Origin of the sequence: Marinospirillum alkaliphilum DSM 21637 (assembly GCF_900119735.1) — a bacterium.
Lineage (GTDB): Bacteria > Pseudomonadota > Gammaproteobacteria > Pseudomonadales > Halomonadaceae > Marinospirillum > Marinospirillum alkaliphilum.
Genome location: NZ_FPJW01000007.1, coordinates 100,975 through 125,442, shown reverse-complemented (window position 1 = coordinate 125,442; position 24,468 = coordinate 100,975). Strand labels below are relative to the sequence as shown.

The 24,468-nt window shown below is 54.5% G+C and carries 17 protein-coding genes; 7 read left to right on the top strand and 10 right to left on the bottom strand.

The genetic code is table 11. The annotated features are described in order from the left end of the window. The first annotated feature begins 65 nt into the window (after nucleotides 1-65). Complete coding sequence (locus BT114_RS10445; RefSeq protein ID WP_072326416.1) at nucleotides 66-1,259, top strand: glycosyltransferase family 4 protein; 1,194 nt, start codon at nucleotides 66-68, stop codon at nucleotides 1,257-1,259. A gap of 69 nt (nucleotides 1,260-1,328) precedes the next feature. On the opposite strand, the gene BT114_RS10440 is transcribed toward BT114_RS10445, so the two are convergent. Together BT114_RS10440 and BT114_RS10435 are read right to left on the bottom strand one after the other, a co-directional pair. Further along, on the bottom strand, nucleotides 1,329-1,832 hold the full coding sequence (locus BT114_RS10440; RefSeq protein WP_143142820.1) for a disulfide bond formation protein B: 504 nt from the start codon (nucleotides 1,830-1,832) through the stop codon (nucleotides 1,329-1,331). An 88-nt stretch (nucleotides 1,833-1,920) separates the two neighbouring features. Beyond that, a complete protein-coding gene (locus BT114_RS10435; protein ID WP_072326414.1) occupies nucleotides 1,921-2,124 on the bottom strand; it encodes a PA3496 family putative envelope integrity protein in 204 nt (67 codons plus the stop codon). A 190-nt stretch (nucleotides 2,125-2,314) separates the two neighbouring features. Here BT114_RS10435 and hexR point away from each other — a divergent pair, with 190 nt between their 5' ends. Beyond that, nucleotides 2,315-3,169, top strand: a complete 855-nt coding sequence (hexR, locus tag BT114_RS10430; RefSeq protein ID WP_425434787.1) for a transcriptional regulator HexR — start codon at nucleotides 2,315-2,317, stop codon at nucleotides 3,167-3,169. A gap of 29 nt (nucleotides 3,170-3,198) precedes the next feature. Here hexR and BT114_RS10425 read toward each other — a convergent pair whose 3' ends face one another. Then, complete coding sequence (locus BT114_RS10425) at nucleotides 3,199-5,532, bottom strand: putative bifunctional diguanylate cyclase/phosphodiesterase (protein WP_072326412.1); 2,334 nt, start codon at nucleotides 5,530-5,532, stop codon at nucleotides 3,199-3,201. A 135-nt stretch (nucleotides 5,533-5,667) separates the two neighbouring features. Between BT114_RS10425 and uvrD the strand changes: the two genes are divergently transcribed. Further along, on the top strand, nucleotides 5,668-7,932 hold the full coding sequence (gene uvrD / locus BT114_RS10420) for a DNA helicase II (RefSeq protein ID WP_072326411.1): 2,265 nt from the start codon (nucleotides 5,668-5,670) through the stop codon (nucleotides 7,930-7,932). A gap of 9 nt (nucleotides 7,933-7,941) precedes the next feature. On the opposite strand, the gene BT114_RS10415 is transcribed toward uvrD, so the two are convergent. The 4 genes from BT114_RS10415 to BT114_RS10400 form a co-directional block, all read right to left on the bottom strand. Next, nucleotides 7,942-10,725, bottom strand: coding sequence for an EAL domain-containing protein (locus BT114_RS10415; protein ID WP_072326410.1), 2,784 nt, complete (start codon nucleotides 10,723-10,725; stop codon nucleotides 7,942-7,944). Between the two features lie 70 nt (nucleotides 10,726-10,795). Then, nucleotides 10,796-13,240, bottom strand: a complete 2,445-nt coding sequence (locus tag BT114_RS10410; RefSeq protein WP_177247083.1) for a mechanosensitive ion channel domain-containing protein — start codon at nucleotides 13,238-13,240, stop codon at nucleotides 10,796-10,798. A 7-nt stretch (nucleotides 13,241-13,247) separates the two neighbouring features. Continuing rightward, nucleotides 13,248-15,548 (bottom strand): sensor domain-containing protein, encoded by a 2,301-nt coding sequence (locus BT114_RS10405; RefSeq protein WP_084662150.1) that lies wholly within the window; start codon nucleotides 15,546-15,548, stop codon nucleotides 13,248-13,250. Between the two features lie 9 nt (nucleotides 15,549-15,557). After that, nucleotides 15,558-15,932 (bottom strand): translation initiation factor Sui1, encoded by a 375-nt coding sequence (locus BT114_RS10400; RefSeq protein WP_072326407.1) that lies wholly within the window; start codon nucleotides 15,930-15,932, stop codon nucleotides 15,558-15,560. Between the two features lie 121 nt (nucleotides 15,933-16,053). On the opposite strand from BT114_RS10400, the gene BT114_RS10395 reads away from it, so the two are divergent. The 4 genes from BT114_RS10395 (at nucleotide 16,054) to BT114_RS10380 (ending at nucleotide 20,920) form a co-directional block, all read left to right on the top strand. Further along, a complete protein-coding gene (locus tag BT114_RS10395; RefSeq protein ID WP_072326406.1) occupies nucleotides 16,054-16,953 on the top strand; it encodes an acyltransferase in 900 nt (299 codons plus the stop codon). Nucleotides 16,954-17,096: 143 nt separating this feature from the next. Then, the gene (locus BT114_RS10390) at nucleotides 17,097-18,854 is read left to right on the top strand and encodes a putative bifunctional diguanylate cyclase/phosphodiesterase (RefSeq protein WP_072326405.1); all 1,758 of its coding nucleotides are present in this window, start codon (nucleotides 17,097-17,099) and stop codon (nucleotides 18,852-18,854) included. Next, nucleotides 18,832-19,260, top strand: coding sequence for a group II truncated hemoglobin (locus tag BT114_RS10385; RefSeq protein ID WP_072326404.1), 429 nt, complete (start codon nucleotides 18,832-18,834; stop codon nucleotides 19,258-19,260). The genes BT114_RS10390 and BT114_RS10385 overlap by 23 nt, the downstream gene beginning before the upstream one ends. Nucleotides 19,261-19,369: 109 nt before the next feature. Next, nucleotides 19,370-20,920 (top strand): methyl-accepting chemotaxis protein, encoded by a 1,551-nt coding sequence (locus BT114_RS10380; RefSeq protein ID WP_072326403.1) that lies wholly within the window; start codon nucleotides 19,370-19,372, stop codon nucleotides 20,918-20,920. Between the two features lie 56 nt (nucleotides 20,921-20,976). On the opposite strand, the gene fba is transcribed toward BT114_RS10380, so the two are convergent. The 3 genes from fba to BT114_RS10365 all read right to left on the bottom strand — a co-directional run bounded on the left by fba (nucleotide 20,977) and on the right by BT114_RS10365 (nucleotide 24,449). Further along, nucleotides 20,977-22,041: a class II fructose-bisphosphate aldolase gene (gene fba, locus BT114_RS10375; protein WP_072326402.1), complete on the bottom strand. Its 1,065-nt coding sequence runs from the start codon at nucleotides 22,039-22,041 to the stop codon at nucleotides 20,977-20,979. Between the two features lie 177 nt (nucleotides 22,042-22,218). Next, the gene (locus BT114_RS10370; RefSeq protein WP_072326401.1) at nucleotides 22,219-23,382 is read right to left on the bottom strand and encodes a phosphoglycerate kinase; all 1,164 of its coding nucleotides are present in this window, start codon (nucleotides 23,380-23,382) and stop codon (nucleotides 22,219-22,221) included. 38 nt (nucleotides 23,383-23,420) lie between these two features. Next, a complete protein-coding gene (locus tag BT114_RS10365) occupies nucleotides 23,421-24,449 on the bottom strand; it encodes a type I glyceraldehyde-3-phosphate dehydrogenase (RefSeq protein ID WP_072326400.1) in 1,029 nt (342 codons plus the stop codon). Nucleotides 24,450-24,468: the final 19 nt, after the last annotated feature.

Here is a 24,468-nt window from a genome sequence, read left to right as displayed (position 1 = left end):
TCAGAAATGTCATACAGGGCTGACAGTCTGCATGGATGTTTCCTGTTGATGGATGATGTGACGCCATGCGCCTGGCCCTGGTAACCGAAACCTTTGTTCCCGATGTAAACGGAGTTGCTTTGACACTCGACCACTTGAGTCGTGGTGTGCTGCGCCATGGCGTGCAGGTGGATCTGGTATGCCCCGGCCACGGTGCCGGTGTTGCTGCAGAGCGATTGCAATATTGGCAGGCTGCCGGACATTCCTTGCCGGGTTACCCGCAGCTGCGTTTTGGCTGGCGCTTGCCGGAGCGGGTGTTGCAGCAGTGGCAACTGACACCACCGGATGCATTTTATATTGCAACTGAAGGTCCTTTGGGTTGGCATGCGCTGTCTTATGCAAGGCGTCATGGCATCCCTGTCATCAGTGGTTACCACACCAATTTTGAGCAGTATCTGCAGCACTATCGGCTGGGATGGTTAAAGGGCTTGGCGCGGCGTTATTTACGCTGGTTCCACAATGCGTCCAACCTGACCTTAACGCCCTGCCGACAACAGCAACAACTATTGCAGGCAGAAGGTTATCAGCGGGTGCAGGTGCTGGGCCGAGGGGTGGATACCCGCTTGTTTTCTCCGACCAGACGTTGTAATGACTTGCGTGAGCAACTGGGTGTGCGGCCTGAGCAGTTGCTGGTGGGTTATGTCGGACGTGTGGCAGCCGAAAAAAACCTGCCATTGTTGCTGCAGGCTTTTGCAGCCATTCGTGCACAGCGGTCTGATGCTAGGTTGTTATTGGTGGGTGATGGTCCCTGGATGCTGGAGGTGCGTAAGGCTTGCCCGGATGTGTTGCTGGTGGGTAATCAAAGGGGTGAATCCCTGGCCCGTCACTATGCCTGCATGGATCTGTTTTTATTTCCGAGTCTGACAGAGACCTGGGGCAATGTGGTGGGTGAAGCCCTGGCTTCCGGTTTGCCGGTGGTTGCTTTTGATCGGGCAGCAGCCAGTGAGTTGATCCGGGATCAGGAAAATGGCTGCCTGATCCCTTGTCAGTCAACGCAGCGCGACATCTTGTTTGTGGCTCGCAGTGTGGCGCTGGCAGTTAATGATCAGCAGCTGCTGGCAATGGGGCATCGTGCCACCCAAGGAATGCAGGGGCAGGGTTGGGAGCAGATCAGTGAGAGTTTTTATCGGTTATTACAAACCAGTCTGAACAAGGCGCCGGGTCATGAATCCAAAACGCAGTCCGTCAGACGTTTTTCCAGGTTGGATCGCAAGGCTTGAAAGCCTGGATCGAGAAGTTTGTTGTCAGCTCAACCGCCTGGGTGTCTGGTCACTGATCCGTCAACCTTTTCACTGGGTTTTGCGTGACAGCAGGCTGTAGATGGCCAGGCTGCCCAGTAGCAGATAACCGGTCAAACTCCAGGTCGGCAAGGGTAGCCCTAAAAAGTCTGCGGCCTGTGCACAGTCTGAGCTGCCGATCAGCATGTGGCTGACCGCTTCCCATAACGGAAAAAAGTCCAGCAGCGTTTGTACATCCATGCCGCAGCTGACGGTCTGGGGGTTCAGTTTGATGTACAGATGGCGCAGGGCAATGCCGCTGCCGACCAGTATTAACAGGGCAAACACCAGTGCCAGCAGCCAGCGCACCAGCCTGAAGCGTTGTAATGCCAGCCCGCACAGGCTCAGTGCAGCAAAACCAATAAACACCCAGCGTTGTAGCCAGCACAGATGGCAAGGCAGCAGGCCGGTGATTTTTTCATAGGCAAAAGCGGCTGCAACGATGACCAGAGAGCCGATTAGAGTGAGAAGTAAACCATGGCGCTGGAATAGCACCATTATGGATGAGGTGTTCAAGGGCAGGGTTCCCGGTTGATGGTCAATACTGGCAAAAAGTCAGTGTCTTAAACCCTGCAACTTTCTGCAAGTTCCCTGCGCTTATGTTTTAGTGAATTTCTTCCAGATCCCAGCCGTCGCTGAGCTCCTGCTGCAAGCGTTTCTGCTCTCGCCTTTCCTCTATGGTCTGGCGTGCCTGGCGCAGGCGACGGGCTTCGTTACGCTGGCGTATTTCTCGCTCAGTATCTGTAAGGGTTTTAAAGATACTGAGAATGTCAGCTTTAACCTGATCGGTTGACGAATGATGGCGCATGATGGATGTCCTCCAAAAGCCGTACATCAGATTCGGATGTCTTGCGTGACATAAATTACACTGCATTTTTTACGCCAATATTGCAAGCCACCTGTGGCTTTTTGCCCGGTGGGTAAAAAATGGGTTCATGCCAAGGCCCTCAGGCGGGTAGAATAGGCTTTATGTATCGCTGACAAGAACTGACCCAATCGTGATCAATATCCTCGAACATCTGCGCAAGACCATGGACACCTTTCGCCGCTCCGAGCAGAAGGTGGGCAACTATGTGCTGAAGTATCCCAATGAAGTGATTCACATGCGAATTGTGGATCTGGCTACCGAGGCCCATGTCAGTGAACCCACCGTGGTGCGCTTTTGTCGTGCACTGGGTTGTGACGGTTTTCAGGACTTTAAATTGCGCCTGGCTCAGGTGCTGGCCACCGACAGCAGTTTTGCCCAGTTCTCGATGAATGATGGCGACACGGTGGCGGAGTTTTCCCGCAGTATTTTTGACTCCACCATTGGGGTGCTGCTGCAGGTGCGTGACAAGCTGGATACTGCGCGTCTGCAGGAAGCCATCCAGTTGTTGACCAATGCCAATCGGGTTGAGTTTTACGGCTTTGGTGCTTCCGGCGCTGTAGCCGTGGATGCCCAGCACAAGTTTTTCCGTTTGCAGATGTCCACTGCAGCCTATTCTGACCCCCACATGCAGAACATGTCTGCAGTGACCCTGACACCAGGTGATGTGGTGGTGGCCATTTCCCAGACCGGCCGCACCAAGGCTTTGATGCAGAGTGTGCAGCTGGCCAAGGAAGTGGGTGCCAGTGTCATCGGTTTATGCCCATCCGGTTCGCCGCTGGCAGATATGGTGACCCTGCCCTTGTTTATGGATGTTCCGGAAGATACCGAAATCTACACACCGATGAGCTCACGCATTGTACATCTGGTGGTGATTGATGTGCTGGCGGTGGGTGTGGCCAAGTTGCGCGGTCCAAAACTGGTGGAGCACCTGCAGGCTGTTAAGCGTAGTTTGCAAGGGTTGCGACTGCCAGACCGCCTGCGCTAATTAATCAGCGGTTTCCTGATTAGCTGATTTTAATCGGACTTTCTGTTCTGCAGGAGCTGTGTGAAATCGGCTGCCGGTACGGGGCGGCTGATCACAAATCCCTGTGCAAAATCACAACCGAGCAGTTTTAACTCTTCCAGCTGTTCGGTTTCTTCAACGCCTTCTGCGACCACCTGCATTCCCAATCCATGCCCCAGGGCAATGATGGCACGCGTCAGGGTGCCCTGGTTTTTGCTGCCATGATCCGACACCAGAAAACTGCGATCTATCTTGAGCACATCCAGCGGGAAACGCTGCAGGTAACTGAGGGATGAATAACCCGTACCAAAGTCATCAATGGCCAGGGAAACGCCCCGATTGCGCAAACTCTGCATTTCCATGATGGCAGCTTCAGCATCTTCCATCAGGGTGCTTTCGGTCAGCTCCAGCTCCAGCAACCTGGCGGGGAGTTCATGTTCTGTCAGCAGTCGATCAACCTGACGCACCAGGCTGCCGCTTTCGACCTGTTGTGCGGCAATATTAACGGCGACCTGGATGTTGTAACCCTCACGATACCAGCGAGCCGCCTGTTCACAGGAAAGCTCCAGTACCAGTAATCCCAGTTGATCGATCAAGCCGGTGCGCTCAGCCAGCGGAATAAATACCGACGGTGGAATATTGCCTTGTTCGGGATGATGCCAGCGCGCCAGTGCTTCGGCTGCGCGGATTTCACCGGTGATCAGCTCCAGTTTGGGCTGGAAATAAACACTGATGCTGCGCTCCTCCAGTGCTCGACGCAGATCCTGCTCCAGGCGCAACTGTTCCAGACTGCTTTGACGGATTTCATCGTTGTACACCTGAATACGGTTGCCACCGAGTGTTTTGCAACGCAGGCGAGCCTGATCGGCCTGATTCACCAGCACTTGCAGCTCATGGGTGTGTTCGGGATAACAGCTGACGCCGATACTGAGTGTCAGGCGTAACTCCTGGTGATCCAGATAAAAGGGTTGATGCAACTGTTCCTGCAGTTCTGTCGCTGCAATTAATCCCTGATGCTGAGTTGTTTTTAATAACACGGCAAACTCGTTACTGCCGGTGCGGGCAATGATTTCTGCATCCGGCAATACCCCGGAAATCCTTTCGGCCACCAGGCGCAGCAGCCGGTCCCCCGCGTGATGCCCCAGCGAGTTGTTGTAGGCCTTGAAACGATCAATGTCGAACACCAGCAAGGTCAGGGGATCACCGGTCAGGCGTACCTGGCTGATCACCTGGTGCATCCGATCATAAAACTGGCTGCGATTGGCCAGTCCAGTCAGTTCGTCATACTGGGCCAGGTAGGTCAGGCGTGCTTCCACAGCACGGCGTTGTGTCATGTCAGAGAAGATGCCGATGGTGTAGGGGTCCTGACGGAAGCCACTGGTGACCCGGACCACTCTTAACCATTGTGGGTAGCTTTCACCATTCTGGCGTTTTTGCTGCAGCTCCCCTTCCCAGCGACCTTCATGACGCAGACTGCGGGAAATGGCCTTGTAGGTGTCCAGGCTTTCGGCAAAGCAGGGCAGGGTCCAGAAGTTCTGATTCAGGATGTCCTGACGTGAATAACCGGTGATATCCACAAAGGCCTGGTTTACAAAAATCACCCGGCTGTCATGGCTGACAATGTAGGTGGCTTCAGCAGAAGCTTCAAAGGCACGCCAGGCCAGTTGCAGGTAATCATCTTTTTCCTGCTCTTCGGTAATATCCCGGCGGGTGCCGAGCATGCGTCGGGCCGTACCGGTTTTTTCATGGCGATCCACCACCTCGCCGTGGTCTTCCAGCCAACGCCACTCTCCCGATTTATGACGAATGCGAAAGCGACACTGAAAGTGTGCGGTATGACCTTTCAAGGCTTCAATCAGGGTCTGGCGCAGGCGGGGGTAATCGTCAGGATGCACCAGTGGTTGCAAGTGGCCCATAAAGTGAGGAATTTCATTTTCCTCATAACCGAAAATTTCACGGAAATGGGAGTGGTAAATGGAGTCGGTTTCCAGATCCCAGTCCCATAAACCCAGACGACTGGCCTCGATGGCCTGGCTGAAGCGTCGGCGTTGATCGCCCAGTTCACCAGTGGATCGCTGATAAAGCTGTTGTGCCTGCTCCAGTGCCTGATCACGCTCTTCCAGCAGGCTGACCAGTTGCTGTTGTTCCTGCCGAAGCCGCAGCACCAGCAAGGCCAGCGCCACCAGAGGTAGACTGCTGAACAGCAGTGCCAGCAAGGGTGATAAGGCTGAAGTTTTTAATAACAGCCACCAGAGGGCCAGGGTAGCCAGCAAGGCTGCTGTAAGCAGTAACAGGAAAACCTGACGGCCATCCGGGGCCTTCCGGGTTTGGAGGGGTTGCGTCATGCTGGTCTCAGCTGTTCATTGTTCTTGTAGGTTTTGTAATAAAGAATGTATATCAGACTTGGTGCAGGCATGCCATCAGCACTATGTTAATATTTTGTATTACTTTCCCTTGCTACAGGACCCACAGGCTGACTCATGCAAACCTCAAACTCCCACCCGCTGCTGCAGGGACTTAATCCGGCTCAGGCTGAAGTGGTGGCTGCACCTTCACAGGATCTGCTGGTACTGGCTGGTGCGGGTAGCGGTAAAACACGGGTATTGGTGCAGCGTATTGTCTGGCTGGTGCGTGAGCAGGGTTTGTCGCCTCATGAAATTCTGGCGGTCACCTTTACCAACAAAGCCGCCAAGGAAATGCGCCTGCGTTTGGAAACCAGCCTGAACATGAGTCTGCGCAGTATGTGGGTGGGCACCTTTCACGGTCTGTCACACCGGTTGCTGCGTACCCACTGGAAAGAGGCCGGGTTACCGGAACACTTTCAGATCCTCGACAGTGATGATCAACTGGGACTGATCAAGCGGTTGATGAAAGAACTGGGTGTGGATACCGACAGCACACCGCCGAAACAGGTGCAGGCCTTCATCAATGGCCACAAGGATGAAGGGCGTCGCGCGGCCCACGTGTTGCCCAGTGGTGATTTTGAGCGGCGTCTGCTGGAACTCTATCAGGCTTATGAAGCCCTCTGTCAGCGTCAGGGGCTGGTGGATTTTGCTGAATTGCTGCTGCGTTCGCTGGAGTTGCTGCGTGATACACCTGCGCTGCTGCGCCATTACCAACAGCGTTTCTCTCATCTGCTGGTGGACGAGTTTCAGGACACCAACAACCTGCAATATGCCTGGTTGCGGTTATTGCGGGGCAGCAGTGGTTGCATCATGGCGGTGGGTGATGATGACCAGTCGATTTATGGCTGGCGCGGTGCCCGTATCGAAAATATCCAGAACTTCACCCAGGATCTGAAGGGCGCCCAGTTGTTGCGGCTGGAACAGAACTACCGTTCCACTGCCACCATTCTGGATGCTGCCAATGCATTAATCAGCAACAACAGTGGTCGTCTGGGCAAGTCCCTTTGGACCGAAGGCAGTCGCGGTGATCCGATACGTGTTTATGCTGCTTTTAACGAACAGGATGAAGCCCGTTTTATTGTGGATATCATCCTGCAGCATGTGCGTGATGGCGGCCTGCGCAGTGAATGTGCGGTACTTTATCGCTCCAATGCCCAGTCGCGGGCACTGGAAGAAGCCTTTTTGCGCCAGGGCATGCCCTATCGGGTGTATGGCGGTCACCGCTTCTACGAGCGGATGGAAATCAAGAATGCGCTGGCCTACCTGAAGTTGATGGTCAATCGTCAGGATGATGCCGCCTTTGAGCGGGTGATCAACACTCCCACGCGTGGCATCGGTACCACCACGGTGGAAAAATTGCGCGCTTATGCCCGGGATGAAGGGCTGGGCCTGTGGGATGCTGCAGTGGAAATGATCAGCAAACGCCTGCTGACAGGCCGGGCGGCCACCACCGTGCAGGTGTTTATTGAACTGGTTGAACAGCTGGATGAACAGACCCTGCCGTTAAGCCTGCATGAAAGTGTGGAAGTGATGCTGGAGCTGACCGAGCTGAAGGACTTCCATGCTCGTGAAAAAGGTGAAAAGGGCCAGGCACGGGTGGAAAACCTTAAAGAGCTGATCACTGCCGTACAGCAATACGAGCCGATTCTGCCGTTGAGTGCTGAAAACGGAGAAGAAATCAATCTGGAAGGACGTCAGGCGCTGGCAGTGTTCTTGACCGAAGCCAGCCTGGATGCCGGTGATAATCAGGCTGAAGAAGATCAGGATGCCGTGCAGCTGATGACCCTGCACACGGCCAAGGGGCTGGAGTTTCCACTGGTGTTTCTGGCTGGAGTGGAAGAAGGCCTGTTCCCGCACCAGATGGCGCTGGACAGCTCGCTGGATGGGTTGGAGGAAGAGCGCCGCCTTTGTTATGTCGGTATCACCCGTGCGATGAAAACCCTGTACCTGACCTATGCTGAAAGTCGTCGCATTTATGGCCGTGAAAACTTCTGCCGCCCGTCACGCTTTTTAAATGAGCTGCCGACCGAACTGTTGCATGAGGTGCGCCTGCGTGCAGCAGTCAGTCGACCGATGAGCAGTCCGGCATTACGGCCGCGCCCGGCTGCTGCACGCATTGGTGGTGCGGGTAATCCGCTGGATCGTGCGGTCAGCGGCCAGCAGAGTGCTGCCGCAGCCAGCCTGCGTATTGGTCAGCGGGTGGAGCACAAGAAGTTTGGGGTGGGCATTATTCTGCATGCTGAAGGTGAAGGAGATCGTACGCGCCTGCTGATCAACTTTGATGATGCCGGTGAAAAGTGGCTGGTGCTGGGTTTTGCTCCCCTGACACCGCTGGATTGATCCAGCGGATCACAAGAATGTGTTTGAATCAGCTTGTGCTGCCCAGTCCGGGTGAGGCTGCCAGTTTTTTAGCCAGTCAGCCATAAGGTGCGCTGGCATCGGGCGGGCAATGCCGTAACCCTGGGCCAGCTCACAGCCAAGTTTTAACAGCAGGCTGCCGTGTTCAGCGGTTTCCATGCCTTCTGCAATCACCTGACGCTGGAAGGCTTTGGCCAATCCCAGGATGCCTTGCAGTATGGCCAGATCATCTTCGTTATCCAGCATGTCCCGGACAAAGCTCTGATCGATTTTCAAGGAGTGGGCCGGCAGACGCTTTAAATAGGTCAATGACGAATAGCCAGTGCCAAAATCATCCAGCGCAAACTCAATGCCGAGTCGTGAACAGGAGCGAATCACACTGGATACGTGCTCAATATCCTGCAGTGCACTGGTTTCCAGCACTTCTAGCTCCAGCAGCCGGGTGGGCACGTCAGGATAGTCTTGCAACAGCTCAACCAGGCGGTCTTCAAAGTTGGCCTGCTGCAGGTGATGCCCGGCAATGTTGACGCTGATCGGCAGCTCAATGCCCAGTGCCAGCCATTGGCGCAATTGCTTCAAGGCCGTTTCCAGCACCCATTCACCCACACTGATGTCCAGGCTGTAGCCTTCAATGTCCGGCAAGAACTGCCCCGGGGCCAGCAGACCCCGTTCCGGGTGTTGCCAGCGAATTAAAGCTTCGGCACCGATCACCGCGCCAGTGCGCAGGTTGACCTTGGGCTGGTAATAAAGCACAAACTCCTGCTGCTCCAAGCCCAGCCGAATCCGATCCAGATTTTCATTGTGCCCGCGCAGGTTGCGATCCCGCTCGGCATCAAACAGCTGCCAGCGGTTTTTACCAGACAGTTTGGCCTGGTACATGGCCTGATCAGCCTGGCGCAGCAGCTGATCCGCTTCGGTGGCATCATCCTGAGGGAAGAAGGTTAACCCTGCACTGGCCGAAACCTGCAGGTGACGTTGCCCCAGTCGTACTGGCTGGCGTAACACCTCCAGCAGTTCTTCAACACGGTGCAGGCTGTCTTCGGGTTTGTCCAGCAGTGTGAACAGCGCCACAAACTCATCGCCACCCAGTCGTGCCACGATGTCACCGTCCCGCAGGTTTTTCTGCATGCGGCTGGCCAGTGCCGCCAACAGTTGGTCACCCACTTCATGGGTGTAGAGATCGTTGATCTCCTTGAAGCCATCCAGGTCGATAAAGCTGACTGCCAGACAGGCATCCTGTTGTTGTGCCTGGCGCATGGCCGAACGCATTTTTTCGGCCAGCAGAACCCGGTTGGGCAGGCCGGTGAGCACGTCATAATGGGCAATGTATTCCAGCTGTTGCTGCTGGAGCTTCTGGTGGGTCACATCAGAAAACAGCCCGACAAAGTGGCTGATTTGCCCTGTGTCATCCCGCACGGCATTGATGGCCAATTGTTCAGCAAAAACCTCGCCTTCCTTGTTGCGGTTCCAGATCTCACCAAACCAGTAGTCCTGAGTTAACAGCGTTTGCCACATCTGCTGATAAAACTCGGCGGGTTGGCGGTCAGATTTAAGCAGGCGTGGATTCTGCCCCAGCACTTCATCACGACTGTAACCGGTGATATCACTGAAGGCCTGATTGACATCGAGAATGCTGCCATCCGGTGCAGTGATGATAATGCCTTCACTGGCATGGCTGAATACACTGGCGGCCAGCTGGCTTTTTTGTTGCTCAATACGCAGTTGGTGATTGCTGCGATTCAGTTCTCGGTTGTGGCGCAGCAGCACCAGCAGAAAAAGCAGCAGAGGAATACCAGTACCGAACAGGATCAGCACAGCATACTGCTCCCACAAGTCCTGCAGTGTGATCACCGGGGTCTGGTCAAAAGGCGGCAGACGCAGTTGTCGGGCCAGGGTTTCCACCAGGTGGTAATCAGCCGGAATGCTGAAACCGAGGATACCGGTTTGCTGCTGTTGCTCCGGTGTCAGCTCCATCAATAACAACGCAGCAGTCACCTGGGCAGCCAGTTTTTGATCCACTTGTTCCAGCGCAATAAAAGGCCATTCCGGGTAAAGGGGTGTGGATAAGATAAATGGATAACGTGGCTGATTCAGTGGATTGAGTTGCCGCAAGGCATCAGCCGGGATGAGATTTTCAGCCAGCATGGACTCATAAACGCCACTGCGCACCAGTGCAACGTCTGCCTTGTCTGCCAACAGTGCGTGAATGGCTGCATCATGTGGCATGCCGGTCAGGGTCAGTTCCACATCATAGGGCAGTCGCAACCCGGCATTCATCAGCTCCAGAGCCTGTGCCTGATAACCACCCAGCGAACTGGTGGACACTGCCGCCAGGCGCTTGCCGCGCAAATCACTGAGATGTTGCAGGTCGTTACGGTCAGCACGGGTCAGGATGACACCACCAAAACCCGTTAATGCATACCCCTGCTCTTCCACAACCAGGGTTGCCAGTGCACCGGAAAGAGGATTGCGGTTACGCAGTTGAATGTAGTGACTGGGATTGGTGAGTACAAAGTCGAGCTGGTCACCTGCCAGCAGCATTTCGAGGTCTTCATAGCTGGCAGGCAGTAGGCGAACTTCGCGCCCACCCAGCGCTCGACTGAGCTCCTGTTGCAGGGGTTGCCAGCGATGCAAGGTTTCCGGCAGTGGACGGAAGGCCAGTACGCCCAGATGCAGTGGTGGCTCACTGGCTGGCAAGGGCGGGGTGTTGATGGTATTACCCATGGCCAGCGTACTGCTGAGCAACAGTAATCCAATACACAGCAGTTTGTTCATGCTGCCTCTGCTCCTTGTGTAATGACCCTGATCTTACTGTGGATTACCAGTATAGCTACCTTAACAGGATTTATCCCATTCGGGTCTGCACCAGCTTTTCCACCCCTTCACTATTACGCAGATGGATATCCAGTTGGCGGAAGGCAATTTCAATGCCTTCTTCACGGAAGCGCTGATCAATGTAGCGGTTGATCTCATCGATTGATGGGTTACGGTCACTCAGCTCTTTGACGTGAATGCGCAGTTCATGATCCAGGGTGCTGTCACCGAAGTTCAGGAAGAGCACCTGGGGTTTGGGATCTTCAAGCACTCGAGGGTTGGCTTCGGCGGCGGCCAGCAGGATTTCACGGGTTTTATCCAGATCCGAGCCATAAGCCACACCTACTTTCACGATCACACGGGTGACGGTATCGGTCAGTGACCAGTTGATCAACTGCCCGGTGATAAAGTTCTTGTTGGGAACAATGATGTCTTTGCGATCAAAATCGGTAATGGTGGTGGCGCGGATGCGGATTTGGCGTACCCGTCCAGACAGGTTGCCCAGGGTGACCACGTCACCAATACGCACCGGACGTTCAAACAACAGGATCAGGCCAGACACAAAGTTGGCAAAAATCTCCTGTAGACCAAACCCCAGTCCGACGGTTAGCGCGGCAACCAGCCATTGCAGCTTGTCCCAACTGACCCCCAGGGCGGACAGCATCATCACCAGACCTGTGGCGGTGATGGCGTAATTCAACAGGGTGGTGATGGCGTAAGCACTACCTTGCTGTAACTGCAGGCGGGACAACACCAGAATTTCCAGCAGACCAGGCAGGTTGGCGGCAAGAAACAGTGCAAAACCGAGAATAAAGGTTGCTGCCAGAAAATCTGCCAGGCTAATCGGTTGCAGGCTATCCCCGCTGGAGTATTGCCACAGGACCAGGGTATCCAGATAACGGAAGGCGGTCAGCAAATCGGACCAGACCCACCACAAGAGACCACCAAACCCGAGCAGCAGCAGGAAGCGCGCCAGACGCATGGATTGCTGGTAAATCTGTTCAACTTCCAGTCGTGGCAGGGGTTTTACATCAGCCAGCTCTTCTCCGGAAGCTTCAACCACCAGTAATTGATGTTCTTGTTCGCGTTGGTGGCGAATGCGTTCAGTGGCCAACAGAATCATGCGGTACACACTGGTTTCAGTGACCACCCAGCCAACCACCACATAGAGGCTGATCAACAAACGACTGGTCAATTTCAGACCGGCAAAGTAATAACCCATGGCTGTGATCACCACCAGCAACAGTGGCATCAGAATCAGGAGTCCGGTAATGGTCCAGTGCAGTAACAGCGAGTTATACAAGGGTGGGGTTTGCCACATGAGTCGGGCAAACAGCCAGCAGAGCGCCAGGCCACTGCATAACAACACCAGCACACCCAGCACGTCGGCAGGCAAGGAAAGCGTTTGTTGTTCTGCCAGTGCCAGGATAAAGCTGGCGGGCAGCAACACCCAGGCCAGATGACGCACAAAACTCAAAAGGCGCTGGCGCGTGGTTTCCGGCCAGGCGAAGTGGAGTTCAGCAATTCGGGCAGACGTGAGTACCCGGTGCATGAATAGCAGCATAAAGCCACTCAGAGCCAGAGCAGCCAAGCCTGCCGCAGGATTGATCAGATCACTGTCCGGGTTGCTTAACAAGCTGGCAGCACTTAATAACAACAGGGGGCGAGGCAGACACAACAAGCCTGTTAACAACAGGCTGACTGGTGTTAACCAGGGTGCAGGTGGCGGTGGTGCACAGTTGCCTTCCAGGTTGCATGCTTGATGCGCGGCCTGGAAACCTTCCAACTGCTGGTTGCAAGTCGCCAGGTGTCTTTCGATGTGTTGACGCAACCACCAGAGCACTACGGCCAGCAGCATCAACAACAGGGTTCGCCAGAAGCTGGAAGATAATTGTTCGGGTGTTGGTAATAACGCCCCAGTACTGAATGACTGGAACTGTTGAGTAAGGCGTTGTGGTAGCAGCAAAAACCACTGGCTATTGACGGGTGGGCTGCTGTTAACCCAGAACAGGCGTTCATCCAGTACCTGGTTCAACCGGTTGCTGGTGTTTAACAGTTCACGCTGTTCCTGCTGCAGCTCCACCAGCAGATTCAGCAATAACTGCAGTCGCTGTTGATCCGCTTCCAGCTGTGGCTCTTGGCGGTGTTCGCGCCTGGCCTGGCGTAACGCCTGATTCACTTCAAATTGTTGCAGGCGAATCTGGGCAATCACATCCGGCAGGAAGGGATCATTTTCTATCTGCGGCAGAGATAAACGCTGCTGTTGCAGCACCCGATAAAGCAGCGGGCTGCCTTCCAGTGCTTGTAGTTGTTCATGCAGCTCAGCTTCATTGCTGCGTAGCTGCTCATGCTGACGCCGGACATCCTGCAAGTGCTGGCTGAATTGCTGGTAGGCAGAATCATAAGACGTTGTGCCTGCTGTGGCATGCAGGGTTGTGATCAACAGCAGCAGAAGAATCAGAAGAAATCGAGGCATCATGCCCTCAGGGTTTTAGGCGCTCAAGAAGTTGCCGTGCTGGCTCTGGTTTGCCGTAAAAATACCCCTGATGCAGGTTGCAATCAACTGAATAGAGATAGTCGCGCTGGGCCTGTGTCTCCACACCCTCGGCAACCACAGAAAGTTGCAAGTGTTTGGCCACTGCCATCATGGTTTCAACCAGCAGGGCGTCGCTGGAATCTTCCGGTAAGTCCTTCACAAACGAACGATCAATCTTCAGCTCGTTGATCGGCAGTTTTTTCAGGTAGGACAAGGAAGAATAACCGGTACCAAAGTCATCAATGGAAAAGCTGATACCCAGTTGTTGCAGTTCAAGCATGCGGCGTGAAGACTGATTGAAATCGGTGATCAGCAGCCCCTCGGTCACTTCCAGCGTTAACCTTTGTGGATTGGCACCGGTTTCTTGAATCAGGGTTTTGATCCTGGCCACAAAATCGGGGTTACGGAACTGGCGCGGACTGATATTCACCGCAAAACTCAGCTGCGGGTATTCAGTCATCAGTTGCAGGGTTTCTTTTAACACCCACTCGCCCAGTGGCAGAATCATGCCGGTGTCTTCGGCCAGCGGGATAAAGCGGTCCGGTGGTATCAGCCCCTTTTCCGGGTGTTCCCAGCGCACCAGGGATTCAGTGCCGTAAACCTGCCCTTCACGGTTGGTTTTGGGCTGCAGGTAAAGTCGCAGTTGTTGCAGATCCAGCGCTTTACGTAGTTCACCTTCCAGCTCAAAACGGCTTTCCACCCGTGCCTGCATGCTTGGTACAAAGCGTCGCCAAGTGCTGCGTCCCGCTTCTTTGGCAGCATACAAGGCAATGTCCGCTTCTTTTAACAGCTCATCAAACGAGCGATCAAAGCTGGTGGTAAAGCTGGCACCCAGGCTGCTGCCCAACAGGAATTCACTTTCGCCCAGTCGCAGTGGCTGGGCCAGCGTGTTCTGGAACTGTTGAATGCGGGCGTCCATCAGGGTTGCACAGCTGTCCGCATCTCCACCCTGTTCAACCAGCAACAATACAAACTCATCACCACCAAAACGAGCCAGGGCCTCGTTATCCCGCAACAGATTGTTCAACCGGCGGGCAATGGCAACCAACAACTCGTCACCCTTGTTGTGGCCCAGGGCATCATTGATGTTTTTGAAGTGATCCAGGTCGAGAATGGCCAGTGCTGCCAGAGCCTGGCCACGAACCAGAGAGTTGCAGGTTTCTACAAAACGCTCCTGAAACAAATAGCGGTTGGGCAGGTTGGTCAGCGGATCAAAATAAGCCAGAAACTTGATGCGCTGCTCGGTCTGATAGCGTTCAGTGATATCACGACTTACACCCAGTACTCCGATCAGCTCATTATTACTGCTGACCAGCGGTGCCTTGATTTTATCCAACAGACGTTCGGAGCCGTCCGGAAACTGGGTCCACTCTTCGGTGTGAACCTGCTGTTGTCCGGCCAGTACTTGCAAGTCAGTTTTATGGAAGTAGCCAGCCTGACGATTATCAAACAACTGGTAATCGGTTTGTCCGGTGATGTCTTGCGGTTTTTTGCCGACATAACGGGCAAACTGGGCATTACATCCCAGGTACACCCCCGCCTTGTTCTTGAAAAAAATCAGGTCCGGAATAGAGTTGAGCAGACCTTCCAGCATGGTGGTTTTTTCCAGCAGTGAGCGCTGGGTTTTGCGGCGAATCAGAATGTTCCAGATCAGCAGGGTAATCACCACCAGCTGGATCAGCAGGGTGGCCCACATGATGCGATTGATCAGTTTCTGGGTTGTCAGGAGTTGTTGATAACGGCTTTCTGCCAGGCGTTCCAGCCTGTCCTTGTACTCCAGTACCGAAGCTTCAGCAATTTTTTTACCGGTGATATCCAGAATCACTGAAAACAGCAGGGTCTCGCCGTCATCCGTTACCAGTGGCCAGGAGTAAACCTCAACAGTACGGATTTCGCCATTGGCCAGCCGGTGTGGAAACACAAAATAGTTGCGGTTTTCCCGTCTGGCCAGCTCCCGCTCAAGCGCTACATCTGCAGGGTCCAGTGCATTGATATCCTGAATCGACATGCGTTGTAACTGCTGAATACTGTAGCCATAGAAGTTGGCAGCAGCACGATTGGCTTCGCGGATGCGACCGCTGGAGGGTTCTATAACCAGCATCACGGCACCGTATTCTTCAAAAAAACGGGCGGGCAGCTGGGATGCCAGGGATTGGCCGGCGGCCTGAGTGAGAATAAAACCCAGGCCGGATAACATGAGTCCAACGAGTAGTGTTTTTGTTGTTCTGGACAGTTTTTTCAGGGTCATAAAGGGCTGTTATCCGCCACTGAGTTTGACTCGAAAGCCTTTGCTTTCCAGCAGTGCTTTCAGGGTTTCGCGCTGATCTCCCTGTATTTCAATAACATCGTCCTTGAGGGCACCGCCGGTGCCGCAGCGTTTTTTCAGTTCGGCGGCCAGCTGTTTTAATGCTTCCCGTTTTAATGGAATGCCACTGATGGTGGTGACCCCTTTACCTTTGCGACCAGCAGTTTCCCTGCGGATGCGCACGACACCATCAAGGGTTGCCAGGCGGGCTTCGTCAGCCAAATCGTCACAGCGACAGGCGTCCAATGCTTCGCGACAGGCAGGACAGAGCTGGCCTTGCTCAGTAGAATAGACCAGACGACTCAACTGTTGCTGCAGGGATGCCATGTGAACTTCACCATCAGTGTTTCAAACAAGGTAAACTAAAATAACATATTTGAGGTAGGGTTAAACCCATGGCTCAACAAATCTTTAACCAAATTTGCAGAAAACACATCAGGATCGGATGATGCGTGCCTTGCTGACTGGAGTGGCAACCTCAACCCTGCTGTTTCTGAATACCCTGGCAGGTATTCTGCCGATGCTGGTGTTGTCACTGATTAAATTGCTCATACCCTGGCGCCCGGTACAAAGTGGCTGCTTTGAGGCGGTACGCTGGATTGCATCAACCTGGGCCAGTATCAATGCGCACATTTTTCGTTTGCTTACCCCCACTCGCTGGGATGTTCGTGGCCAGCAGGCATTAAGTCGCAAGGAGTCCTTGCTGGTGATCAGTAATCATCAGAGCTGGGTGGATATTCCGGCGTTGATGGCAGCGATTCATGGCAAGGCACCCTTTTTTACCTTTTTCCTGAAGCGCGAACTGATTTGGGTGCCTTTTCTGGGGTTGGCCTGGTGGGCATTGGAATACCCTTTTATGCGGCGTTATTCTCGCCAGCAGCTGGAAAAAAATCCCGCGCTGCGTGGCAAGGATCTGGAGATTACCCGCAAGGCCTGTGATCGCTTGCAAGGTCGCCCGGTGTCACTGGTCAATTATCTGGAAGGCACACGTTTTACTCTAGCCAAACACCAGGCCCAGCAGTCACCCTACCGCTATTTGTTAAAGCCCAAATCCGGCGGGGTGGCTTTTACCCTTTCCGCGATGGGTGATCAGTTGCATCAGTTGCTGGATGTCACCGTGGTTTATGCGGGTGAACGGCCACCAACCTTTGTTGAGTTACTGACGGGCAAGGTGGGGCATGTCATTATTGATGTTGAGAAACATCCCATCCCTGAAATCATGAAGCAGGGTGATTATCAGGAGGATGAAGCCTTCCGTGAGATGTTCCAGCAGTGGATCAACCAGCTCTGGCAACAGAAGGATGAAAAGATTGACCGGTTGCGCAAGGAGTTAAAGGGGCAGGCCTGAAAACAGTGGCTTAGATGCTCTTTTAGCGTATAAACTGCCGCACAAGTCTGCATGCTGTCACATCGCACAGCTGTTGTTACCTCAGGGCGTGCAGCAGTTGTTATTTCAGGGCGCGCAGCAGTTGTTATTTCAGGGAGAGACTGATGGAATTCATGCCACCGACCAGACACCTACCTGCTGCTTTGCAGGTCAGGCTATTGGCTGCGGTGATCAGCAAGGTTAAGCATGCCTTGGTTGTCACAGACAGTCAGCAGCGCATTATTTATGTGAACGCTGCTTATGAACAGATGACCGGTGTTTCTCTGGCCGATGCGATTGGCCACACACCGGCAGTAAAACGTGCTGGCCGTCGGCAGGTCGAGCTGCATCAGTCACTCTGGAAAAAGTTGGAGCAGCAGGATATCTGGGAGGGAGAGGTATGGGACTATCGTGCGGATGGCACTGCCTACCTCAAACACCTGAGCATTGAAGTGGTGCGTGATGATGCGGGCAGAATAGAAAATTATTTTGCCATTTTCAGCGACCTGTCTGATCAGCACCGCAGCGAGGCCGAGCTGGAGCGTCTGACCCACTATGACCCCTTGACCGCCCTACCTAATCGCGTGTTGTTCCGTAACCGTCTGGGCCATGAATTTAATATCTCCAACCGCCACAATTCCCGCACCGGTCTGGTGTTGCTGAACATTGACCGCTTCAAGCTGATTAATGATGCCTTTGGTTTTGCAGCGGGTGACCGGCTTCTGGTGGAAATTGCCCAGCGTTTGCAGGGCGGTATTCGCCGTACTGATCTGCTGGCGCGTCAGGAACAGCGTCAGGAACGGGATGCGGATCTGCTGTCCCGCATCGGCGGCGATGATTTTTCTTTTATTCTCAGTGAATTAAGGCGACCGGATGATGCGGGCATAGTGGCAGAACGCCTGCTGAAATGCCTGGACGATCCTTTTGAAGTGAATGGCGAAGAAATTTATGTTTCCGCCAGTCTGGGGCTGGCGGTTTACCCGGATAATGCTGCAGATGAGGATGCCCTCTTGCAGTGTGCCGAGTCGGCTTTAAAAAGGGTCAAGCGGGAAGGGCGTGGCGGTTATCGTTTTTTTTCCGAGGAGCTGAACATCAGTAGTGCCCGCCGGGTGCGTATGGAAGCCTGGATGCGGAATGCCCTGGCTAATGAAGGTTTTATGCTGCATTACCAGCCCAAGCAGGAGTTGTCCACCGGACGCATCACCGGTATGGAAGCGCTGGTACGCTGGCCAACGGAAGAAGGCATGATTGCTCCTGGTGAATTTATCCCGCTGGCGGAAGATACCGGATTGATTAACCCTCTGGGTCGCTGGATCCTGAATCGTGCACTCAGTGATGCAGTGCAGGTTGCCAGGGCAGTGGGTTATCCGCTGCAAATTGCTGTGAACCTCTCGATGCGACAGTTTCAGCGGCCGGGTCTCAGTGAACTGGTGCAACAGGCCATTGAGCGCAGTGGTATCGATCCATCCCTGGTCGAGCTGGAAATCACCGAAAGCATGGTAGTGGAACGGGTGGATGAAGCCATCAGCACAATGCGCAGCTTGCGTGAACTGGGTGTGCAGCTGGCCATTGATGACTTTGGTACGGGTTATTCCTCCATGGCTTATCTGCGCAACTTTCCGGTCAATACCCTGAAAATTGATCAGACCTTTGTCCGGGATCTGGTATCAGAAGACAGCAATGCCAGTATCATTGAAGCGGTGATTGGTCTGGGCCGTGGCCTGGGTATGCAGGTGGTTGCTGAGGGTGTGGAAACCGCGCTGCAGCGTCGTCTGCTGGAGCAGGCGGGTTGCCATGTCGGCCAGGGTTATTATATTGGCTATCCTGTACCGCTGAATGAACTGATTGAGTTGCTTAAACATGCAAAAGCCAAAAATTCTTGATCCTGTGTCTGGCCGTTATTTCGGGGACGAAGACACCTCTTATCAGGCGGCTGGTGGTCAGGAGGGTATTCGACGCCTGGTGGAAGCTTTTTATGAAGCGATGGATAGCCTGCCAGAAGCAGCCACCATCCGCGCCATGCACAAGGCTGACCTGAGTGAACTGACAGAAAAGCTGACATTATTTTTATGCGGCTGGTTGGGTGGTCCGATGCGCTATCGGGATCGTTATGGACCGATCATCATTCCCCAGGCCCATGCCCATCTGGATATCGGTCCGGCAGAGCGGGATGCCTGGATGAAATGCATGGAAGTTGCACTGGAACAGCAGCCCTATAGTGATGCGTTCAAGACTTACCTGATGCAGAGCCTGTGGATGCCTGCGGAGCTTTGTCGTACCCGTGATTGATATATCCAGTTGGTCAGACTTGTTCTGACCATTAATAACCTCTATTGGCTGGTATCGATATCCTGCTCTAACTTCCAACTGGATCATGGGAAGATAAGGCAGAATCAACATGAGAAACAACGGACCCGTTACCCAGCAGGAGCGCCTGCTGAAACCCCACCAGAAACTGATTTCCACTACTGATTTGCGCGGCATCATTCGTCATTGTAATGATGATTTTGTGTGCATCAGTGGATTCAGCCGCGAAGAGCTGATTGGCCAGAACCATAATCTTGTTCGTCACCCAGACATGCCCCCGGAAGCCTTTGCTGTGTTGTGGCAGCATTTGCAAGCTGGCCGACCCTGGATGGGCCTGGTGAAAAATCGTTGTAAAAATGGTGACCACTACTGGGTTAGTGCTTATGTCACCCCAGTGACTGAAAACGGCAAGGTTGTGGGTTATGAATCGGTCAGATCCTGCCCGGCTCGGGTAGATGTGGAGCGTGCCGAGCGCCTTTACCAACGGCTGCGGGCGGGTAAACGCAAGGTTGTTTTGCCGGATTATCTGCCATTATTCGGCCTTGCTTTGATCTTGCTGATAGCAGTTCAACTGATGGGCTGGATGGCACCATTGATCGGGCAGATAGCGCTGTTGTTGGCTTTGCCGCTATTAGCCTTTTTTGCTTATCTGCAACAACGCAGGCAACTGGGGCAGCTGGAACGCGAGCTGGCCGGGAGTTTTATGCATCCCCTGGCGGTGGCCAGCTATACCGATGCCAGCGGGCAGGTAGCCCGCTTGCAAACGGGAGTGATGAGCATGAAGGCTCATCTGGATACGGTGTTGACACGCATGGAGGATGCCTCCGCGGCTGTGGCTCGCCAGTGTCTGACCGGACTGGAGTTGGCTGAAACGGCTCAGCAACAAATCAGCCAGCAGCATGAGCAGACACGTCTGGCTGCTACCGCCATGCACCAGATGACTGTTGCGATTAATGATATCTCACAGAATGTTCAGGCAACGGCTGCAACTGCAGAGCAGACCCGCCAGCTGTCATTGCAGGGTCGGACTGTGGCGTTAAACACCCAGCAGGCGATTACCCGGTTGCGAGACACCGTGGCAGGTATCAGTCAGGCGGTGGTGAATCTGGCGGATCAGACCCAGGCAATTACGGCAACAGCCGAAATCATTGAAAAGATAGCTGAGCAGACCAATCTTCTGGCTTTGAATGCCTCGATTGAAGCAGCGCGAGCGGGTGATCAGGGGAGAGGCTTTTCAGTGGTGGCTGATGAGGTGCGCAGTCTTGCCAGCAGTACCCGTGACTCAACAGAGACTATCCGTGATGTGGTAAGCCGCCTGGCAGCTGAGGCAGAAACCTCGGTGCGGGTGGCCAGCCAGGGGGCTGCTACTGCTGAAGAAAGTGTGCAGTGTGTCACTGAGGCGGAAAAAATGCTGGGACACATTGCTGACCAGGTAGAGCAAATTACCGCTATGGCAGCTCAAATGGCGACAGCAGTGGAAGAACAGAGCCATGTGGCTGATAGCGTAAATGAACAAATCGACCAGATTGCCGGGTTGGCCAGCTCCAGCCTGGAAAAGACCTGTCAGGCTGCAAATCGTATTCAGCAGAGTCGTGATGTTTCGGATGAATTACATGAGTTGGTTGTGCGTTTTCGCCAATAAATAAACCGGCCCGCATCAAAGCGGGCCGGTTTATTGTTTTGCTGTATGACGAGTGATTATTTCACCTGTGGCAGCAGCTCACCTTTCAGGTAGCGCTCAGCCATGTCGTCCAGGCTGATTGCGCGGATCTTGCTGGCATGACCGGCTGTACCAAAGGCCTCATAACGGGCGATGCACACTTCTGCCATGGCATGCTGTGATTCCTTCAGGTATTTGCGCGGATCAAATTCAGCCGGGTTTTTCGCCAGAAAGCGGCGAATGGCGCCGGTTGAGGCCAGGCGCAGATCGGTGTCGATGTTGACCTTGCGCACACCGTACTTGATGCCTTCCACAATTTCTTCCACTGGCACACCGTAGGTTTCCGGAATCTTGCCACCGTATTCATTGATGACTTCCAGCCACTCCTGCGGCACCGAAGAAGATCCGTGCATCACCAGGTGGGTGTTGGGGATACGGGCATGAATGGCCTTGATGCGATCAATCGCCAGAATGTCGCCGGTTGGTGGTTTGGTGAACTTGTAAGCACCGTGGCTGGTGCCGATGGCAATCGCCAGTGCATCCACCTGAGTCTTTTTGACAAAATCAGCCGCTTCTTCCGGGTCGGTCAGCATCTGGTCATGCGACAGGATACCTTCAGCACCGACACCATCTTCTTCACCGGCCTGACCGGTTTCCAGGCTGCCGAGACAGCCCAGCTCACCTTCAACGGACACACCACAGGCATGGGCCATGTCCACGGTGCGACGCGTCACGTCCACGTTGTAGGCGTAGTCAGCCGGGGTTTTGCCATCTTCACGCAGTGAACCATCCATCATCACCGAGCTGAAACCCAACTGGATGGAGCGCTGACAAACGCCGGGGCTGGTGCCATGATCCTGGTGCATGCAGACCGGAATGTGCGGAAACTCTTCAATGGCAGCCAGAATCAGGTGGCGCAGGAAAGGCGCACCGGCATACTTACGGGCACCGGCAGAAGCCTGCACAATCACCGGAGAATCGGTGCGATTGGCGGCTTCCATGATGGCGCGCATCTGCTCCAGATTGTTAACGTTAAAGGCTGGAACGCCGTAACCGTATTCGGCGGCGTGGTCCAGCAACTGGCGCATGGTGATCAGAGCCATGGTGTTTACCTTTTGATTGAGTGCTTGAAAACTGTTTTGGATGCTGCCGCAGGTATTGCATGGAGGCGCAGTGGGTTGTCGGGATCAGGCTGTCCGCAACAGGACGTTGCGGCCAGAGCTTACATGGATGTATTCACGCGTCCTGATCCGGCAACCCCTGAGCCGCCAGATGACCTGTTATTTCTTTGCTGCCGCTTCCAGAGCTGCCACAGCAGGCAGTACCTTGCCTTCCACATACTCAAGGAAAGCGCCACCACCAGTGGAAATATAGGAAACCTGCTCAGCAATGCCATATTTGTCGATGGCAGCAAGGGTATCACCACCACCGGCAATGGAGAAGGCCGGGCTGGCAGCAATTGCCTTGGAAAGAACCTCTGTACCACTGCTGAACTGCTGGATTTCAAACACCCCCACCGGGCCATTCCACAGGATGGTCTGGGCATCTTTCAGCAGCAGGGCCAGCGCGGCAGCGGAGTCAGGGCCAATGTCCAGAATCATGTCGTCTTCAGCCACATCATCCACCGACTTGATGGTGGCTTCGGCATTTTCGGAAAACTCCTTGGCAACCACCACATCAGAAGGCAGCGGGATGTTGACCTTATCCATCAGGGAACGAGCCTGATCCAGCAGGTCTGCTTCATACAGGGACTTGCCCACCGGCTTGCCAGCTGCTGCCAGGAAGGTGTTGGCAATGCCGCCACCAACAATGATCTGGTCGCATTTTTCTGACAGGGAGGTCAGTACTTCCAGCTTGGTGGAAACTTTGGAGCCACCCACAATCGCCAGCATCGGGCGAGCCGGTTGGGCCAGTGCCTTTTGCAGGGCATCCAGTTCGGCAGCCAGCAGCGGACCGGCGCAGGCCACAGGAGCAAAGCGAGCCACGCCGTGGGTAGAGGCCTGGGCGCGGTGAGCTGTTCCAAAGGCATCCATCACAAACACGTCACACAGGGCGGCATAGGCTTTGGACAGCTCGTCCTTGTCTTTCTTTTCGCCGCTGTTGAAGCGCACGTTTTCCAGCAGCACCACTTCACCTTCGGCCACTTCAACACCGGTCAGGTAATCTTTCACCAGGCGTACCGGTTGACCCAGCAAGCCGGACAGGTGGGCCGCCACCGGTGCCAGTGAGCTGGCTTCGTCATAAATCCCTTCTTCCGGGCGTCCCAGGTGGGACATCAGCATCACCTTGCCACCGGCCTTCACGGCTGCCTGAATGGTGGGCAGACTGGCACGGATGCGGGCATCGGAGGTGACCTTGCCATCTTTCACCGGCACGTTCAGGTCTTCACGAATCAGTACGCGTTTTCCGGCCAGGTCCAGGTCGGTCATCTTGATCACTTGCATGGTGGCTCCTCGCGGGTTCAAAGTTTTATCAGGATTGTTCAGTGTTTGTTGGTCAGGCTCAGCCAGTGACTGGCCACATCCAGCATGCGGTTGGCAAAGCCCCACTCGTTATCAAACCAGCACAGCAGCTTCACCAGACGCTTGCCGGACACCCGTGTCTGGGTGGCATCAACAATGCCGGAGCGTGGGTCATGGTTAAAATCCACTGAGGCATGGGGCTCTTCGGTGTAACCCAGGATGCCTTTTAATGCACCTTCGCTGGCGTCGCGCAACAATCGGTTGATGGCTTCAACGGAGGTGTCCTGTTGCAGGCACAGGGTCAGATCCATGGCCGAGACATTCAGGGTGGGTACCCGCAGATGCAGGCACTCAATGCGGCCTTCAAGATGCGGCAACAGACGATTGATACCGCGTGCCAGCCCGGTTTCCACTGGAATGATCGAGGCCATGGCTGAGCGGGTCAGGCGCAGGTTGTGTTTGTGGTAGGCATCACTCACCGGCTGGTCATTCATGGCGGAATGGATGGTAGTGGTGGTGCCGTGTTCGATGCCAAAGGTTTCATCCAGCAGTTTCAGCACCGGAACCACGCAATTGGTGGTGCAGGAGGCAGCCGATACAATCTGCATCTCCGCCGTCAGTTGCTCCAGATTCACACCCTTGACCAAGGTGGCATCGACATCGGCTTCAGCCGGATGAGAAAACAGCAGGCGTTTGGCTCCGGCGGCCAGATGGCGCTCGGCAGTGGCGCGATCCCGGAAGCTGCCGGTGCATTCCAGCAGCAGGTCGATGCCCAGTTCACCCCAAGGCAGGCCTTCCGGGGTTTCGCTGCACAACACCTGAATCGGCTGGCCGTTGATCCACAAACAACCGTCTCTGGCGTCAACCTGACCGGGAAAACGGCCATGAATGGTGTCGTAACGGGTCAGGTAAGCCAGGGTATCCAGATCTGACAATTCATTCAGGGCCACCAGTTGCAGGCCACGGCAGTCTTCACGCTCGGCCCAGGCGCGCAGGATGCACTGACCGATACGACCGTAACCATTGATGGCAAGACGTGGCTGGCTCAACTGGGAAAAACTCCGCCGG

Excerpts from the sequence above, each read along its gene's own strand:
- BT114_RS10410 (WP_177247083.1), bottom strand. The coding sequence starts at position 13,240 with ATGCCTCGATTTCTTCTGATTCTTCTGCTGCTGTTGATCACAACCCTG.
- BT114_RS10400 (WP_072326407.1), bottom strand. The coding sequence starts at position 15,932 with ATGGCATCCCTGCAGCAACAGTTGAGTCGTCTGGTCTATTCTACTGAG.
- BT114_RS10425 (WP_072326412.1), bottom strand. The coding sequence starts at position 5,532 with ATGACGCAACCCCTCCAAACCCGGAAGGCCCCGGATGGCCGTCAGGTT.
- BT114_RS10370 (WP_072326401.1), bottom strand. The coding sequence starts at position 23,382 with ATGCAAGTGATCAAGATGACCGACCTGGACCTGGCCGGAAAACGCGTA.
- uvrD (WP_072326411.1), top strand. The coding sequence starts at position 5,668 with ATGCAAACCTCAAACTCCCACCCGCTGCTGCAGGGACTTAATCCGGCT.
- BT114_RS10445 (WP_072326416.1), top strand. The coding sequence starts at position 66 with ATGCGCCTGGCCCTGGTAACCGAAACCTTTGTTCCCGATGTAAACGGA.
- BT114_RS10385 (WP_072326404.1), top strand. The coding sequence starts at position 18,832 with ATGCAAAAGCCAAAAATTCTTGATCCTGTGTCTGGCCGTTATTTCGGG.
- BT114_RS10435 (WP_072326414.1), bottom strand. The coding sequence starts at position 2,124 with ATGCGCCATCATTCGTCAACCGATCAGGTTAAAGCTGACATTCTCAGT.
- BT114_RS10390 (WP_072326405.1), top strand. The coding sequence starts at position 17,097 with ATGGAATTCATGCCACCGACCAGACACCTACCTGCTGCTTTGCAGGTC.
- BT114_RS10380 (WP_072326403.1), top strand. The coding sequence starts at position 19,370 with ATGAGAAACAACGGACCCGTTACCCAGCAGGAGCGCCTGCTGAAACCC.
- fba (WP_072326402.1), bottom strand. The coding sequence starts at position 22,041 with ATGGCTCTGATCACCATGCGCCAGTTGCTGGACCACGCCGCCGAATAC.
- BT114_RS10395 (WP_072326406.1), top strand. The coding sequence starts at position 16,054 with ATGCGTGCCTTGCTGACTGGAGTGGCAACCTCAACCCTGCTGTTTCTG.
- BT114_RS10415 (WP_072326410.1), bottom strand. The coding sequence starts at position 10,725 with ATGAACAAACTGCTGTGTATTGGATTACTGTTGCTCAGCAGTACGCTG.
- BT114_RS10405 (WP_084662150.1), bottom strand. The coding sequence starts at position 15,548 with ATGACCCTGAAAAAACTGTCCAGAACAACAAAAACACTACTCGTTGGA.